Source organism: uncultured Erythrobacter sp. (assembly GCF_947502395.1).
Classification (GTDB): domain Bacteria; phylum Pseudomonadota; class Alphaproteobacteria; order Sphingomonadales; family Sphingomonadaceae; genus Erythrobacter.
Genome location: NZ_CANMZM010000001.1, coordinates 316,878 through 331,042, shown reverse-complemented (window position 1 = coordinate 331,042; position 14,165 = coordinate 316,878). Strand labels below are relative to the sequence as shown.

At 56.3% G+C, this 14,165-nt stretch carries 13 protein-coding genes; 8 read left to right on the top strand and 5 right to left on the bottom strand.

Translation table 11 applies throughout. From position 1 onward, the window contains the following. Positions 1-2 precede the first annotated feature (2 nt). The 3 genes from ppdK to Q0778_RS01500 are packed head-to-tail and all read right to left on the bottom strand — an operon-like array spanning position 3 to position 5,904. Entirely contained in the window at positions 3-2,666 is a 2,664-nt protein-coding gene (gene ppdK / locus Q0778_RS01510; RefSeq protein WP_298333492.1) for a pyruvate, phosphate dikinase, read from the bottom strand. Next, positions 2,666-5,035, bottom strand: a complete 2,370-nt coding sequence (gene glyS / locus Q0778_RS01505; protein ID WP_298333490.1) for a glycine--tRNA ligase subunit beta — start codon at positions 5,033-5,035, stop codon at positions 2,666-2,668. Before glyS ends, ppdK begins: the two co-directional genes overlap by 1 nt. Beyond that, positions 5,035-5,904 (bottom strand): glycine--tRNA ligase subunit alpha, encoded by an 870-nt coding sequence (locus Q0778_RS01500; protein ID WP_366519519.1) that lies wholly within the window; start codon positions 5,902-5,904, stop codon positions 5,035-5,037. The genes glyS and Q0778_RS01500 overlap by 1 nt, the downstream gene beginning before the upstream one ends. A gap of 283 nt (positions 5,905-6,187) precedes the next feature. On the opposite strand from Q0778_RS01500, the gene Q0778_RS01495 reads away from it, so the two are divergent. The 6 genes from Q0778_RS01495 to pth all read left to right on the top strand — a co-directional run bounded on the left by Q0778_RS01495 (position 6,188) and on the right by pth (position 10,398). Continuing rightward, on the top strand, positions 6,188-6,382 hold the full coding sequence (locus Q0778_RS01495) for a helix-turn-helix transcriptional regulator (protein ID WP_298305441.1): 195 nt from the start codon (positions 6,188-6,190) through the stop codon (positions 6,380-6,382). Beyond that, positions 6,369-6,986, top strand: a complete 618-nt coding sequence (locus Q0778_RS01490) for a hypothetical protein (protein ID WP_298305447.1) — start codon at positions 6,369-6,371, stop codon at positions 6,984-6,986. Before Q0778_RS01495 ends, Q0778_RS01490 begins: the two co-directional genes overlap by 14 nt. Before the next feature lie 78 nt (positions 6,987-7,064). Then, positions 7,065-7,991: a TraB/GumN family protein gene (locus Q0778_RS01485; protein WP_298333488.1), complete on the top strand. Its 927-nt coding sequence runs from the start codon at positions 7,065-7,067 to the stop codon at positions 7,989-7,991. A gap of 8 nt (positions 7,992-7,999) precedes the next feature. Next, the gene (locus Q0778_RS01480) at positions 8,000-8,938 is read left to right on the top strand and encodes a TraB/GumN family protein (RefSeq protein WP_298333486.1); all 939 of its coding nucleotides are present in this window, start codon (positions 8,000-8,002) and stop codon (positions 8,936-8,938) included. 129 nt (positions 8,939-9,067) lie between these two features. After that, positions 9,068-9,739: a 50S ribosomal protein L25/general stress protein Ctc gene (locus Q0778_RS01475; protein ID WP_298305459.1), complete on the top strand. Its 672-nt coding sequence runs from the start codon at positions 9,068-9,070 to the stop codon at positions 9,737-9,739. An 89-nt stretch (positions 9,740-9,828) separates the two neighbouring features. Continuing rightward, entirely contained in the window at positions 9,829-10,398 is a 570-nt protein-coding gene (gene pth / locus Q0778_RS01470; RefSeq protein WP_298333484.1) for an aminoacyl-tRNA hydrolase, read from the top strand. 3 nt (positions 10,399-10,401) lie between these two features. Here the strand turns inward: pth and Q0778_RS01465 are convergent, their stop codons facing one another. Beyond that, complete coding sequence (locus Q0778_RS01465; protein ID WP_298333482.1) at positions 10,402-10,833, bottom strand: hypothetical protein; 432 nt, start codon at positions 10,831-10,833, stop codon at positions 10,402-10,404. Between Q0778_RS01465 and Q0778_RS01460 the strand changes: the two genes are divergently transcribed. Both Q0778_RS01460 and ychF read left to right on the top strand, forming a co-directional pair. Then, a complete protein-coding gene (locus Q0778_RS01460) occupies positions 10,823-11,815 on the top strand; it encodes an SDR family oxidoreductase (protein WP_298333480.1) in 993 nt (330 codons plus the stop codon). The genes Q0778_RS01465 and Q0778_RS01460 overlap by 11 nt on opposite strands. Positions 11,816-11,888: 73 nt before the next feature. Next, positions 11,889-12,989: a redox-regulated ATPase YchF gene (ychF, locus tag Q0778_RS01455; protein ID WP_298333479.1), complete on the top strand. Its 1,101-nt coding sequence runs from the start codon at positions 11,889-11,891 to the stop codon at positions 12,987-12,989. A 68-nt stretch (positions 12,990-13,057) separates the two neighbouring features. Here ychF and Q0778_RS01450 read toward each other — a convergent pair whose 3' ends face one another. Further along, entirely contained in the window at positions 13,058-14,149 is a 1,092-nt protein-coding gene (locus tag Q0778_RS01450; RefSeq protein ID WP_298333477.1) for a carbohydrate porin, read from the bottom strand. Positions 14,150-14,165 lie beyond the last annotated feature (16 nt).

Genomic DNA, 14,165 nt, shown 5'->3' with positions numbered 1-14,165 from the left:
ACCTATTTGAGTGCTGCTTGAGCTGCTGCAAGCCGGGCAATCGGTACGCGGTACGGCGAAGCGCTGACGTAATCGAGGCCGACGTTCTCACAAAATGCGATCGATGCAGGGTCGCCGCCGTGTTCGCCGCAGATCCCAAGCTTAATGTCGGGCCGCGTCGCCCTGCCCCGCTCAGCGGCAAGTTCGACCAGTTGGCCAACGCCTTCCACATCAAGGCTCACAAACGGATCGCGCGCGAAAATGCCCTTCTCTACATAGGGCGCGAGGAACCTTGCGGAATCGTCCCGGCTGACCCCAAGGGTGGTTTGCGTGAGGTCATTAGTGCCAAAGCTGAAGAACGCGCCTTCCTCAGCGATTTCCCCCGCCATCAGAGCCGCGCGCGGGAGTTCGATCATAGTGCCCACAAGGTAATCAACCTCAGCGCCCTTCTCGGCAAAGACCTTTTGCGCAGTCTCATCGATAAGCGCTTTGAGGATGGCGAGCTCTTTTGATGTTGCCACCAGCGGGATCATGATCTCGGGCAATGGAGCCTCGCCAGAGGACGCTTTCACATCGCAAACAGCCTCAAAAATGGCTCGCGCCTGCATCTCGTAGATTTCCGGGAAGGTGATGCCCAAACGGCAGCCCCGGTGGCCCAGCATTGGATTGAACTCGTGCAGCTCGTTCGCCCGACGCTTGAGATGTTCAACGCCAAGCCCTGTCACATCGGCAAGCTCTTCAAACTCTGCATCTTGCGTGGGCAAGAATTCATGCAATGGCGGATCAAGTAGACGGATCGTGCAAGGCAGGCCTGCCATTACCTCGAAGATAGCAGTGAAGTCGGCGCGCTGTTCGGGAAGCAGAATGTCCAGCGCAGCGCGGCGTCCCGCGTCCTCTTCAGCGAGGATCATCTGGCGCACGGCCTTAATCCGGCTTGCGTCAAAGAACATATGCTCCGTGCGGCAAAGGCCTATGCCTTCTGCGCCGAACTGCCGCGCCATCTTACAATCCGCTGGCGTTTCGGCATTGGTGCGCACTTTCATGCGGCGGTGAGCATCGGCCCACACCATGAGGGTGCCAAAGTCACCGGCAAGTTCAGGCTCAACCGTGGGCACAATCCCCAGCATAATCTGACCGTTAGCGCCGTCGAGTGTGATCTCGTCGCCCTCTTTGAGGTCTTCGTAACCGATCTTCAAAGTGCGCGAGGCAAGGTCGATGGAAACCGCGCTCGCTCCCGACACGCAAGGCCGCCCCATGCCGCGTGCAACTACCGCTGCGTGAGACGTCATGCCGCCTCTTGCCGTCAAAATGCCTTGCGCTGCGTGCATGCCGTGAATGTCTTCGGGCGAGGTTTCGACGCGCACAAGAATGACCTTCTCACCGCGTTCCACCCATTGTTCCGCCGTATCGGCATCAAGCACAATCTTACCAGCAGCCGCGCCCGGCGAGGCTGGCAGACCAGTGCCGAGGATGTTGCGCTGCGCTTCGGGGTCAAGCGTCGGGTGAAGCAGTTGGTCAAGCGCCATGGGATCAACCCGGCCCACCGCCTCTTCCTCCGTGATGAGGCCTTCGCCTTCCATATCCACCGCCATGCGCAGTGCGGCTTTCGCGGTGCGCTTACCTGAGCGGGTTTGCAGCATCCAAAGCTTGCCACGTTCAACGGTAAACTCGATGTCCTGCATATCTTTGTAGTGACCTTCGAGCAGATCGAAGACGCGCGCGAGTTCGGTGTAAGCCTCTGGCATCGCTTCTTCCATCGAAAGCGGCTTTGCGCCTGCGGTCTCGCGGGCAGCTTTGGTGAGGTATTGCGGCGTACGGATACCCGCGACAACGTCCTCGCCCTGCGCGTTGATGAGATATTCGCCGTAATAGGCGCGCTCACCCGTTGCTGGATCGCGGGTGAAGGCAACGCCGGTGGCCGAGGTGTCGCCCATATTGCCGAACACCATCGCCTGCACATTGACGGCAGTGCCCCAGTCACCGGGAATGTCGTTGAGGCGGCGATACACCTTGGCGCGGTCTGAATCCCAGCTGTCGAATACGGCGCGGATCGCACCCCAAAGCTGTTCATTCACATCTTGCGGGAAAGGCTTGCCCCATTCAGTTTCAACGATGCCTTTGAACTCGGCGACAAGCGCCTTCCAATCGTCGGCTGAAAGCTCTGTATCGGCGTAGAAACCGTTGTCTTCCTTGCAGACTTCTAGAGCTTCTTCGAACAGGCCGTGATCAAGGCCGAGCACCACATCGGAATACATCTGGATAAAGCGGCGATAGCTGTCCCATGCGAAACGCTCATCGCCAGATGTTGCCGAAAGCCCCTCAACGGTCGCGTCATTCAGCCCCAAGTTGAGGACCGTGTCCATCATTCCCGGCATCGAAACCCGCGCGCCGGAACGCACTGACACCAGCATCGGGTCAGCCGCATCGCCAAAGCTTTTGCCAACCGATTTTTCGATATGCCCAATCGAAGCCGTGACCGCCTCGCGCAGCGCATCAGAAAATTCCGCGCCGTCTTGCAAATACGCGACGCACTCTTCGGTGGTGATGGTGAAACCGGGAGGGACCGGCAGGCCGATGCTCGCCATTTCGGCAAGGTTTGCGCCCTTGCCTCCGGTGATTGTCTTGTCGCCCTGACGCGGGTCTGAATGAGCAGCAGAGCCGCCAAAGGGGTAGACTGTTTGGACCATCAACCTTCAATCCTTGAGAAATCTGCGACTTCGTGCACCGCACTGCGTAGGCGCGCTAGGAGACCAAGCCTACTATCACGTTTAACCGTATCCTGATCATTGACCGTAACGCCTTCAAAGAACGCGTCGATGGGCGCGCGCAAGGATGCAAGCGCTTCCATAGCGGCTTCAAAATCTTCGGCTTCAATGGCGGAAGCAGCCTTTGGTTCTGCTGTATCAAGCGCATCGATCAAAGCAGCTTCGGCAGGCTCAGGCGCTGGGTTTGTCGCACCGGGCTGCCACTCCTCTTTCTTGAGGATATTCGCCGCACGCTTGTACCCAGCGAGCAGGTTTGCGCCGTTGTCGGTTTCGATGAAACGTTGGAGGGCATGGACGCGCCCGAGCAGACGGACGAGATCGTCCTCTCCGCCAAGCGCAAACACCGCGTCGATAAGATCGTGGCGAACGCCAGCTTCGCGCTGTTGGACTTTGAGGCGGTCTGCGAAGAATTCGAGAATAGGTAGGATCAAACCCCGCTTTACATACTCTAACATATCCGGATCGAGTCGCCGCTTTTGTCTATGCGCATAAAGCTCAATGGCCGAGGAAAAGACCTTTTCCCGGACATTCTCTTCCAGATTGCCCTGCTGTTGCTTTGCCGCTGTCCACGCATCGAAAGTCTTGAGCCTCTCGTATCGCTCTTGGACGCGATCAAAAATTATGAAGACCGCCATTCCGAGCGAAAAGCGAAGGCCGTTTCCGTCCATCAGCGCTAAAATCCCAAGGCACGCCCTCCTAAGAGCGAACGGATCTTTGGAACCAGTTGGTTTCTCCCCAGCGCCCCAAAGCGAAACCAAAGTATCCAACTTATCCGCCAAGCTCACAGCCACCGTCACGGGCGCAGTCGGCACATCATCGCCCTGTCCCAACGGCTTATAGTGATCGCGGATCGCGTCTGAGACTTCTTGCGGCAGGCCCTCTTTCTCAGCGTAGTAGCCACCCATCAAGCCTTGCAGCTCGGGGAATTCTCCGACCATTTCGGTGACAAGGTCCGCTTTGCATAGTCGCGCGGCTTGTTCGGCCAGGTCTGCAAGCTCCTCACTCGCGAGTCCCAGCGAAGGCTGGGACCTCCCGCTGTCTGGCGCTTCATCGATGGAGGTCCCAGCCTTCGCTGGGAATCGCTCTGATGTGACAATACCCTCCTCGCACAGCCACCGCGCAAGTTTTGCCACCCGCTCAACCTTGTCCGCGACTGTACCAAGCTTCTCGTGGAAGGTGATCCGCTCCAGCTTCATGGCATGGTCGGCCAAAGTCGTCTTCTGATCCAGCTCCCAGAAGAAGCGTGCATCGGCCAATCGTGCGGCAAGCACCTTGCGGTTGCCATCCACGACCACGGCGGGGTCAGTTGCATCAATATTGGCGGTGCAGATAAAGGCGTTGGCGAGTTTGCCGCCCCCGTTCTTGGCTGCGTCTTCGCACACAAAATACTTCTGGTTCACCCGCGCGGTAAGCTGGATGACCTCAGGCGGCACATCGAGGAAGCTTTCATCAAAGCGGCCCAAAAGCGGCGCTGGCCATTCGGTGAGGCCAGCGTTTTCAACCACGAGACCTTCGTCAGCAACCACCGTCAGCCCAGCGGCTTTCGCGGCTTTCTTTGCGCCCTCGCGGATGATCCCGGCGCGCTCTTCCTGATCGACAATCACATGGGCTGCGCGCAGTTTGGGCGCATAGTCATCAGCGTCGTCGATGCCGATAAGGCCGTTGGAATGGAAGCGGTGCCCCATGGTCGTGCGCCCACTCGACAGCCCGATGCCAACTTTCTTGAATTCAAGATTGCCGCTGGCATCGGAATAAACATCCGCGTGAGACGGCAACTCAAACTCGATCACATCACCGTCAAGCAAAGCAACAATTCCAGAAAGCGGACGAACCCAGCGAAGGCTCTCGCTGGTAATTGAGGCAGCGCCCCACCTCATGGACTTCGGCCAAGAAAATTGAGTGATAACGTAAGGAATGACGGTCGCCAAAAGGTCAGCAACCTGCTGACCCGGCTTTTCGATCACGGCAAAATACGTCGCGCGGCCCTTAACCTCGCGTTCCTCGAGTTGGTCGCGTGTGCAGCCGTTTTTGCGGCAGAAACCGTCCACGGCCTGATCAGGAGCGCCAACGGGAGGCCCCTTGGCCTCTTCACGCACCGCTTCGGTTTCCGTGGGCAGATCGCGCGCAATCAGAGCCAAACGGCGCGGGGTCGACCATACGGTGATGTCACCGGCCGCAACGCCGCTTGCCGAAAGTTCACGGGTAAAGAGCTTTTCCAGCTCAGCGCGCGCACCTTTTTGCATACGCGCAGGGATTTCTTCGGTGAGAAGTTCAAGCAGGAAATCAGCCATTATACGAGGCTCCATTCCGGGTATTTCTCGGCCCATTCAGGCGCCATTTTCTCCGCATATTTCTCACAGGATGAACGCGCGAGGTCCCTCACCCGCGCCATGTAAGAAGCGCGTTCCTGAACGCTGATCACGCCGCGCGCTTGGAGGAGATTGAACAAATGGCTTGCCTCGACCGCTTGTTCGTAAGCGGCAATAGGGACATCGGCGGCTATAGCGTTCTGACACTCAGCCTCTGCCTTGGCGAACAGGTCGAAGAGCGCGTCCGTATCGGCGACTTCAAAGTTCCATTTGGACATCTGGCGCTCGTTCTCAAGGAACACTTCGCCATAAGAAACGCCCTGCTGGTTAAACGCCAGATCATACACGTTATCAACGCCTTGGATATACATCGCAAGCCGCTCCAATCCATAGGTGAGCTCGCCCGCAACAGGCTTGCAATCAAAGCCGCCCATCTGTTGGAAGTATGTGAACTGGGTGACTTCCATGCCATCACACCACACTTCCCAGCCAAGGCCCCATGCGCCCAGCGTTGGGCTTTCCCAATCATCCTCAACAAAGCGAATGTCATGGGCGAGCGGGTCAATGCCAATTGCGCGCAGGCTCTCAAGATAAAGGTCTTGAATGTCGCTTGGCGAAGGCTTCAAGATCACCTGATATTGATAGTAATGCTGCAAGCGGTTTGGGTTCTCACCATAGCGCCCATCGGTCGGGCGGCGGCACGGTTGAACAAAGGCCGCATTCCAAGGCTCAGGACCAAGCGCGCGCAGAGTTGTTGCGGTGTGAAAGGTCCCTGCCCCCATGCGCATGTCATAGGGTTGCAGGATGACGCATCCATTGGCCGCCCAGAAATCATGCAGCGTCAGGATCATGTCCTGAAAGCTGTTGGCGGGATCACGCAGTGGAATCGCGGGTGCTGAAAGCTCTGTAGCCATGGGTTTGAGCCCATGACCGATGCCCTGTGGAGCGTCAATGGTGCAGCGCACCATGAAGATATCCTGTGCGCAGAAAGTCAGTATTTTGGCGTATTTCGTCATTTAGGCACGACAAAATGTCAGGTGTTCTTGACATAGTCGGTAGACCGGTACAGAAAGTAAGGATAACCTGACATCGAGATGGACCGACTACTCCCCCAATTGCGAGCAGCAAGGAATAATGAAAAACCGCCTCAAAGTGCTGCGTGCAGAACGCGATTGGTCACAGGCTGAACTGGCCGGACATCTCGATGTTTCACGCCAGGCAGTGAATGCAATCGAAACCGGCAAGCATGATCCCTCCCTTCCCTTGGCCTTTCGCATAGCTCGATTGTTCGACATGAGAATTGAGGAGATTTTCGATGACCAAATCTGATCAGACCGGAACCCCGACGCGCACTCGTCCATTTCTTGGCCAGATGCTGTTTTACTTCGGTGTCTCGGTGGTTGCAGGAGCAATTGGTGCCTGCTTGATGTTCATCATTCAAGGTAGACTTGACAGTGAAAATATCGGGGTCACTGCTGCTCTGATTGTGGTTGGTGCGGCCATGGTCTTCGCCGCAATTCGTGTAGGAAATTTTGACCGTCCTTCATTCTCGTCGAACACCGGGCGATCACAGTTGATTTTGCTGTCATACGTCCTGCTCGGCGCACTGCTTGCCATTTACATCAACGCAATACACTTGGACAGCATAGTGGAAGGCACATTTCAGCTCACTCGAATCGAAGCGATTGCTGGACTTACTATCCTGGCCGCTATTATTCCGGTCGCGACATTCCAATGGAAGCAGCTGGACGACTTTCAAAGAACTGCAATGAAGGATGCCATATTCTGGACATTCAACGTCTATATCTATGGCTATATGGCCTGGGTAATCGGCGCCTTTGGCGGCCTTTTCTCCCCAGTTGATCATTACGTCATCTTTGTTGTCGTAACCTTCACCTATCTCTTCGTTTGGACTTTCAAGCGATCAGGGTAGGAACCGCAGCAAGCCAACGCTCGTCTTTCTCTCAATGACGACATTACATCCAAATACCCCTACGAAAGGAATATCCTCATGAAACTGAGTTCACCATTTGCAGCCGGAGTTGCGGGCCTTGCTCTCTTCGCGTCGAGCTCCGCACTGGCCCAAGATCAGGCGGAGACCACGACTGCAGTTTTGACTGAACTTCCAGTCGGTCCGGAAGGCCCGGCGATGTGGAAAGTCTCTGACGAAGACACCACCATCTATCTTTTCGGCACAGTCCATGTGCTGCCCAAAGACCTTGAATGGTATGATGCAGAAATTGACGCAGCGCTCAGCGCGTCGGACACGGTCGTGACCGAGATCAAGATGGATCCGGCCAGCGAAGCAGCCATGACGCAATTGGCTCAATCACGCGGTGTTTTCACCGATGGCACCACTCTGCGTTCTCTTCTTGATGAAGATCAAACTGCAACATATGAAACCGCGCTGGCTGGCCTTGGCGCGCCACCACAGGCATTTGATCCGCTTAAACCCTGGCTTGCAGGTCTAACGCTTTCAATTTTGCCGCTTATGCAGCAAGGCTATGATCCCAATGCTGGTGTCGACAAAGTCATTATCTCTAGAGCAGGTGAGCGCACGCAAGACGCTTTGGAAACCGCGGAATTTCAGATCGGCATTTTTGATGGGCTTCCTCAGGAAGCTCAAGTGGCCTTCATGATGGAAGCGGTTGAGGGCATGCCGAAGGTGAAAGAAACCATCGACTCCATGGTTGCCGAGTGGGTCGAAGGTGATCCCGATGGACTTGCGGCAGTGATGAACGCTGACCTAACCGACGAAGCCCTTGCCGAAGCGCTGCTCTACTCCCGCAATGCAACCTGGGCTGAGTGGATTGAGAACCGTCTCGACAGTACACCAGGCACAGTATTCATCGCAGTCGGCGCTGGACACCTTGCCGGTGAAAAGAGTGTTCAAGATTATCTTGAGGAACGCGATATCGTCAGCGAGCGCGTCCAATAACGATGGGCGTGAGCGCCGGCAAATTGAATCGTATCCGCAATAGTGGACGAACAATTCTGGCGCTTGCCTGTCTTGGTTGTCTACTGCTTGCTCTGTCTGCGTGCAGCGATGAGACTGAGAAACCGGAGGTGGAGCCTTACCCGCCTCCCAACCCACTGCTTTACGAAATTGCAAACTCCAATGGGGAGGTCGAGGGATGGATGCTAGGCACTATCCACGCCCTCCCCGATGGCGTTGTATGGCGCACACCTGAGATAGACCACGTGGCCAGTGATGCGGACATTCTGGTGGTCGAAGTGGCCTCACTTCGCCGATCCGACGCGCTTCGGCAGATTTTTCTTGAGCTTTCCCAAACAGGTGATTTGCCGCCAATTTCAGAGCGCGTATCAGTTGAATATCGCCCGGATTTGGAAACGATGCTGGAGCGTTCTGACCTCTCCCGCAATCGTTTGAGGAACACCGAGGATTGGGGAGCCGCGATCATGCTCGCACAGGTAGACGCTCCTGGTCGGCCCAGAAACGGTGTCGACCGGGCGTTAATCGCCGATTTTGACGGTCGGGACGTGCGCGGGCTGGAAACTGCGCGGGGGCAGCTCGGTGTTTTCGATACTCTCGCTGCGCAAGATCAACGCGACTTGCTCGAAGGCACTATCGCGGAATGGGCAGCGTCCAGAGATGATCCAGAGCGCCTTTTGCGCGCTTGGCTTAGCGGCAATGCACAGGTGCTCGAGAGAGCAACGACCGAAGGGATAATGGCTGATTCTGAACTGCATGCGGCTTTGCTGGTCGATCGGAACAACCGTTGGATGGACGAGCTACTCCCGATTCTCGAGGCTGAGCCCAAACCCTTTATTGCGGTGGGGGCTGCACATCTTTTCGGCCCTGAGGGCCTAACAGTCATGCTCGAAGACGCGGGCTACACACTGGAACGACTGCCCGCATCCTAGCGCTTCTGAGTGAGTTTTCGGTTGTAATCTCTCCCGCACGCGTTATGTGCGCGCTTCTTGGCGCTCTGGTCATCCCTGGAGGCGGGGCGCAGCACACTTTGATAAACATGCATTCGAAAGGCTAATGTTATGAGCGACGCTCTGAATTTGCCCGCTGAAGCGCGCGAACGGGCAGGCAAGGGAGCCTCCCGTGCACTTCGCCGCGAAGGTCGGGTCCCCGCTGTCATTTATGGCGGCAAGGAAGAACCCCAAATGATCCACGTTGAGGAAAAGGAACTGGTTCGTCAGCTGATGACCGGTCACTTTATGAACTCGATTGTGCAGGTCGAAGTCGGCGGCAAGCCCGTCCGCACCATTCCTAAGGATGTCGCTCTGCATCCAGTCTCTGATCGCCCGACACATGTGGATTTCTTCCGCCTGTCGAAAGACGCCAAGATCGACGTGTCGATCCCAGTTGTCTTCACCGGCGAAGCAGACTCACCCGGCCTCGTTAAAGGCGGCGTTCTCAACGTTGTGCGCCACGAACTTGAGCTGGTTTGTGCCGCTGACAAAATCCCTGGTGAGATCGAAATATCGGTCGCAGGCAAAGACGTTGGCGACGCGGTCCACATTAGCGAAGTCCAGCTTCCTGAAGGCTCGGAAAGCGCGATCACCGACCGCGACTTCACCATCGTCACGCTTGTGGCTCCATCGGCCCTCAAGCAGTCTGAAGGCGACACCACTGAAGAAGGTGATGACGCACCAGCAGCCGACGAAGTCGAAGCCACTGCACAAAAAGGTGATGACGAAGGCGAAGAATAAGCCTCTCATTACACATAAGATCACCAAGACACCGGGTCCCCATGGGGCTCGGTGTTTTGTTTTTGGCGCAGCATCGTTAGGAAAGCCGCATGCAGATCTGGACTGGCCTGGGCAATCCGGGACCGAAATACGCACTCCACCGGCATAATGTCGGCTTCATGGCACTCGACGTGATCGCCGAGATGCATGGCTTTGGCCCGGTTCAAAGCAAATTTCAGGGATGGGTCCAGGAAGGACGGATCGGTTCGCAGAAAGTGCTGCTCCTAAAGCCAGCGACCTTCATGAATGAAAGTGGGCGCAGCGTCAGCGAAGCGATGCGTTTCTATAAACTCGATCTTGACGCACTCACCGTCTTTCACGACGAACTGGACCTCGCCCCCTTCAAGGTGAAGGTCAAGCAAGGTGGCGGGCTAGCAGGGCACAATGGCCTTCGCTCAATCGACAAGCACCTTGGCCCAGACTTTCGCCGTGTGCGGCTGGGCATTGGCCATCCGGGACATAAGGACCGGGTATACCCCTATGTTCTCGGGAATTATGCCAAGGCTGAGCAGGATGCCCTTGCTGACATGCTGGGCGCCATTGGTGCAGAAGCTGAGTGGCTGGCAGAAGATAACGATGCCCGCTTTATGAGCGATGTGGCGCTACGCCAAAATGACTGAACGTTAATTCGTCTTGGTCTGCCATTCGGCATCTAGTGTCTCTCCGACGCGGTCGTAATGTCCCCAGATCTCTATTTCCTGCGAATCTTCAAATCTAATGCCACCAGCTCGCACGATCATCTTGCGCAACTCATCATCCTTAAAGCCACCCAAGTGATGCTTGATCGTCTTGAAGGTCCGAAAACGGTACTTGGGATTTAGCAAGAGCCGCTTGATAAGGCGCTCAGCCTGTAGATCGAGCAAATGCTCTCGTCGAAAATTGAAGATGGCCCAGACAATTCCCCCGCTGGTCACTAACGAGGTTAGAGCCGCCGTCAAAATCGCCGTGAAATCCATAGCCCCCTCCACAAGCATTGCTGTATCGTTATAAGCAATAGAAACGCCAACACCACTCTGGTTTACCCAGCCTCTTAAGGAGCTCTCCATGCCATCCATAAATCGCCGTTCGCTCCTCGCTGGAGCCGCTGCAACCGGAGCGCTTGCCGCAACCGCTTCTATCGCCGCACAAGATGTGCTCGAAGCGAAGATCGATATGACCGGAAAATCAGTCCTGATCACTGGGTGCTCGACCGGTTTTGGACGGCTCGCGGCAGAGGATTTCGCCCGAAAAGGCGCAAGGGTCTTTGCCACCATGCGCAACCTTCCTCGTCCGGAGGCCGAGGAGCTGCGCCTGCTTGCGCTCAATGAAAAGCTCGATCTGCAAGTGATTGAGATTGATGTCACCTCGGACGAGCAAGTCGAGAATGGGGTTCAACAAGCGCTCGCAGCAACGGGTGGCACTCTGGACGTCCTGATCAACAATGCGGGCACATCCTATGGCGGCCCGCTGGAAATTCAGGATATGAAGGCGACACAGCACCTGTTTGATGTGAATGTCTTTGGCCCTCACCGCATGGCGCGCGCCGTCCTGCCCGCGATGCGTAAAGCCAAGAGCGGCCTCATCATAAATGTGTCTTCGCAATTGGGCCGAGTGATCGTACCAGCCTATGCCCAATACTCGCCAACAAAGTTTGCGCTTGAGGCTATGAGTGAGCAACTTGCCTATGAATTGGTCCCACATGGCATCGATGTTAACATTATCGAACCTGGCGGATATCCAACAATGATCTGGAAAAACTCGAACGAGAACAGCCTTGCACTGCTCGAAAGGGCCGAGGCGAGGCATACTGATGGCTATCAGGCCTTGATTGCGCAGCTGGGCGGCCGCACGGGGGGTGGTTCAACCGATCCGATGGATGTGCCGCGCGCCATGGCTGAAGTGATCGCAATGCCCGCCGGCACACGTCCTCTGCGGCGAGAAGTGCATCCTGGTGCCAAGCCGCAAATGGCGATCAACAAGGTGAGCGCTGAGGTGCAAGTCGGCTGGCTTGGTCAGAGCCCTTATGGTCCATGGATCAAGGCAGTTCACAACGCATGATTTCCAAGGCTGGTCAAGCGCCGTGCTCCCGGCTAAGGCGCGGCGCAAACCTCACTAGCGAAAGACACAAGTCATGGGTTTCCGTTGTGGAATTGTTGGGCTGCCCAATGTTGGCAAGTCCACCCTGTTCAATGCTCTGACCGAGACGCAGGCGGCACAGGCTGCGAACTATCCTTTCTGCACGATTGAGCCCAACGTGGGTCAGGTCGCAGTGCCCGATGAGCGGCTCGATAACATTGCCACGATTGCTTCAAGCGCGAAAGTTGTCGCGACACAGCTTGCCTTTGTAGATATTGCTGGCCTCGTAAAGGGCGCTGCCCAAGGCGAAGGTTTGGGCAACCAGTTCCTCGGCAATATCCGCGAAGTTGATGCGATCGTGCATGTGCTGCGGTGCTTTGAGGATGACGATATCCAGCATGTGTCAAACCATGTTGACCCAATCGCCGATGCTGAAGTGGTCGAAACCGAACTTATGCTCGCCGACCTTGAAAGCCTTGAGAAGCGGGTGTCCAATGCTGAGAAACGTGCGACCGCTGGGGACAAGGAGGCCAAGATCCTTGCATCGGTACTGGGCCAAGCACTGGAGCTCCTCAAGCACGGCAAGCCTGCACGTCTCGTTGAACCCAACGATGAAGAGGAAGCTCGGGTATTTGCTCAAGCGCAGCTCCTCACTGCGAAGCCCGTCCTTTATGTCTGCAATGTCGCCGAGGATGAGGCGGCCGGCGGCAATGAACTTTCCCAAAAGGTTTTTGCAAAGGCTGAGGCCGAGGGAGCACAGGCTGTTGTTGTTTCGGCTGCGATTGAGGCTGAACTTGTTGCGATGCCGCAAGAGGATCGCACCGAGTACCTCGCCGAGTTGGGCCTAGAAGAAAGCGGCCTCGCACGTGTAATCCGGGCAGGCTACACCTTGCTCGGGCTCAAAACGTTCTTCACCGCGGGTCCCAAAGAAGCGCGCGCCTGGACCTTCCCCGATGGTGCAAAAGCTCCGCAAGCTGCCAGCGAAATCCACACTGATTTTGAGAAAGGCTTCATCCGCGCCGAAACGATTGCCTACGATGACTACATCGCACTCAAAGGCGAATCAGGCGCGAAAGAGGCTGGCAAGATGCGCCAGGAGGGCAAGGAATACGTGGTTCAAGACGGCGACATCATGCTGTTCAAGTTCAACGTATAGAATTGCTTCGCAACGTCGCTTGTTCTGCATGATATCGCCGCTAGTGGCATAATTGCCGACATCTCGAGTTAGAATCCGGCCGTCAATCTCATACCAAGAATAACGCCCGTGTCCGCTGTCGCAACGCCGCCATCCACGACTTGCGCGTTGGCAGTCAGCTGGAATCCCTTGGCGAATTCAAAGGTGTAGAACGCCTCGACACCTTCCTCGTCTTGGAGATCAAGGAAGAAGGCAACATCATCTACAAGTTCGGTCGTGATGGAGTAACGGAACCAGGCTACACCGAAGCGGTCTTGAGGACGAAACTTTGGATTGCCCGCCATACCGAAGTATGCGCTCCAGCCTAGAAACGTCGGATCTCCATCGGAGATCTGGAAGCGGCCCAGTAAGCCCCAACCCTTGCCGGGTGCTTCAGGATAAACCTGCAGGAATTGATAGGCCGAAAGCGATAGTGCCAGTTCATTCTCTTCATCGCCGAATGCGCCACCGGGAGGCAATGGTAAAGGCAACAGCTCTGTGTTCGGGCTTGACCGAGTGGAGGCAGTGACACCGACTGAATAGAAGCCCGGATTGCGTCCGATCCGCGTTATCTTTGTCGCAGCGACAAGCCCCGCGACACCGTTCTCGAATGCAGTCTCGAACCCCGTGCGTTCGAATTGCGAGTCAACGTCGAAGACCCATGCCCGAAAGAGCCAGCCATCGGTTGGTACTTCGAGCATGGCCGCGGTCAGCGTGTTCGGAATGATTGCCGTTGGCGGTAGGGCGAGACCAAGGTTCTGAAATCCGTAATGCCCGTCGCTTCCAACGATCGGAAGGGACCCGGCAATGTCGAGCGCGTTGACCTTGCCAAGGGTCAGACTAACACCCGAATTCCAGCGTTTCCTTATGTTGATCGATACGTCGAATTCACCCTTACCACCGGGCCGGAAGGCAGCAGTATCAGTCGGGATAAGTCCAATCTCGCCGTTGGTGTTCTGGCCCCAGGTTAGCTCGGGGCGAACGCTTAGCGTGAAGCTGTTATCCAGGCCGAATACACTGCCGCCAACATCAATGTAGGCGTCGGCGCGTCCGCTGTAACGGAACGTGTTGGGCACATCGCCAGCCACTGGAATGGTGCCGAATTGCGAGACGACCAGTTTGGTCTTGAAGCGATCGGTCATTGCAGGTTGGGCGGGC

Excerpts from the sequence above, each read along its gene's own strand:
- ppdK (WP_298333492.1), bottom strand. The coding sequence starts at position 2,666 with ATGGTCCAAACAGTCTACCCCTTTGGCGGCTCTGCTGCTCATTCAGAC.
- glyS (WP_298333490.1), bottom strand. The coding sequence starts at position 5,035 with ATGGCTGATTTCCTGCTTGAACTTCTCACCGAAGAAATCCCTGCGCGT.
- Q0778_RS01500 (WP_366519519.1), bottom strand. The coding sequence starts at position 5,904 with ATGATCCTGACGCTGCATGATTTCTGGGCGGCCAATGGATGCGTCATC.
- Q0778_RS01495 (WP_298305441.1), top strand. The coding sequence starts at position 6,188 with ATGAAAAACCGCCTCAAAGTGCTGCGTGCAGAACGCGATTGGTCACAG.
- Q0778_RS01490 (WP_298305447.1), top strand. The coding sequence starts at position 6,369 with ATGACCAAATCTGATCAGACCGGAACCCCGACGCGCACTCGTCCATTT.
- Q0778_RS01485 (WP_298333488.1), top strand. The coding sequence starts at position 7,065 with ATGAAACTGAGTTCACCATTTGCAGCCGGAGTTGCGGGCCTTGCTCTC.
- Q0778_RS01475 (WP_298305459.1), top strand. The coding sequence starts at position 9,068 with ATGAGCGACGCTCTGAATTTGCCCGCTGAAGCGCGCGAACGGGCAGGC.
- pth (WP_298333484.1), top strand. The coding sequence starts at position 9,829 with ATGCAGATCTGGACTGGCCTGGGCAATCCGGGACCGAAATACGCACTC.
- Q0778_RS01460 (WP_298333480.1), top strand. The coding sequence starts at position 10,823 with ATGCCATCCATAAATCGCCGTTCGCTCCTCGCTGGAGCCGCTGCAACC.
- Q0778_RS01465 (WP_298333482.1), bottom strand. The coding sequence starts at position 10,833 with ATGGATGGCATGGAGAGCTCCTTAAGAGGCTGGGTAAACCAGAGTGGT.
- ychF (WP_298333479.1), top strand. The coding sequence starts at position 11,889 with ATGGGTTTCCGTTGTGGAATTGTTGGGCTGCCCAATGTTGGCAAGTCC.
- Q0778_RS01450 (WP_298333477.1), bottom strand. The coding sequence starts at position 14,149 with ATGACCGATCGCTTCAAGACCAAACTGGTCGTCTCGCAATTCGGCACC.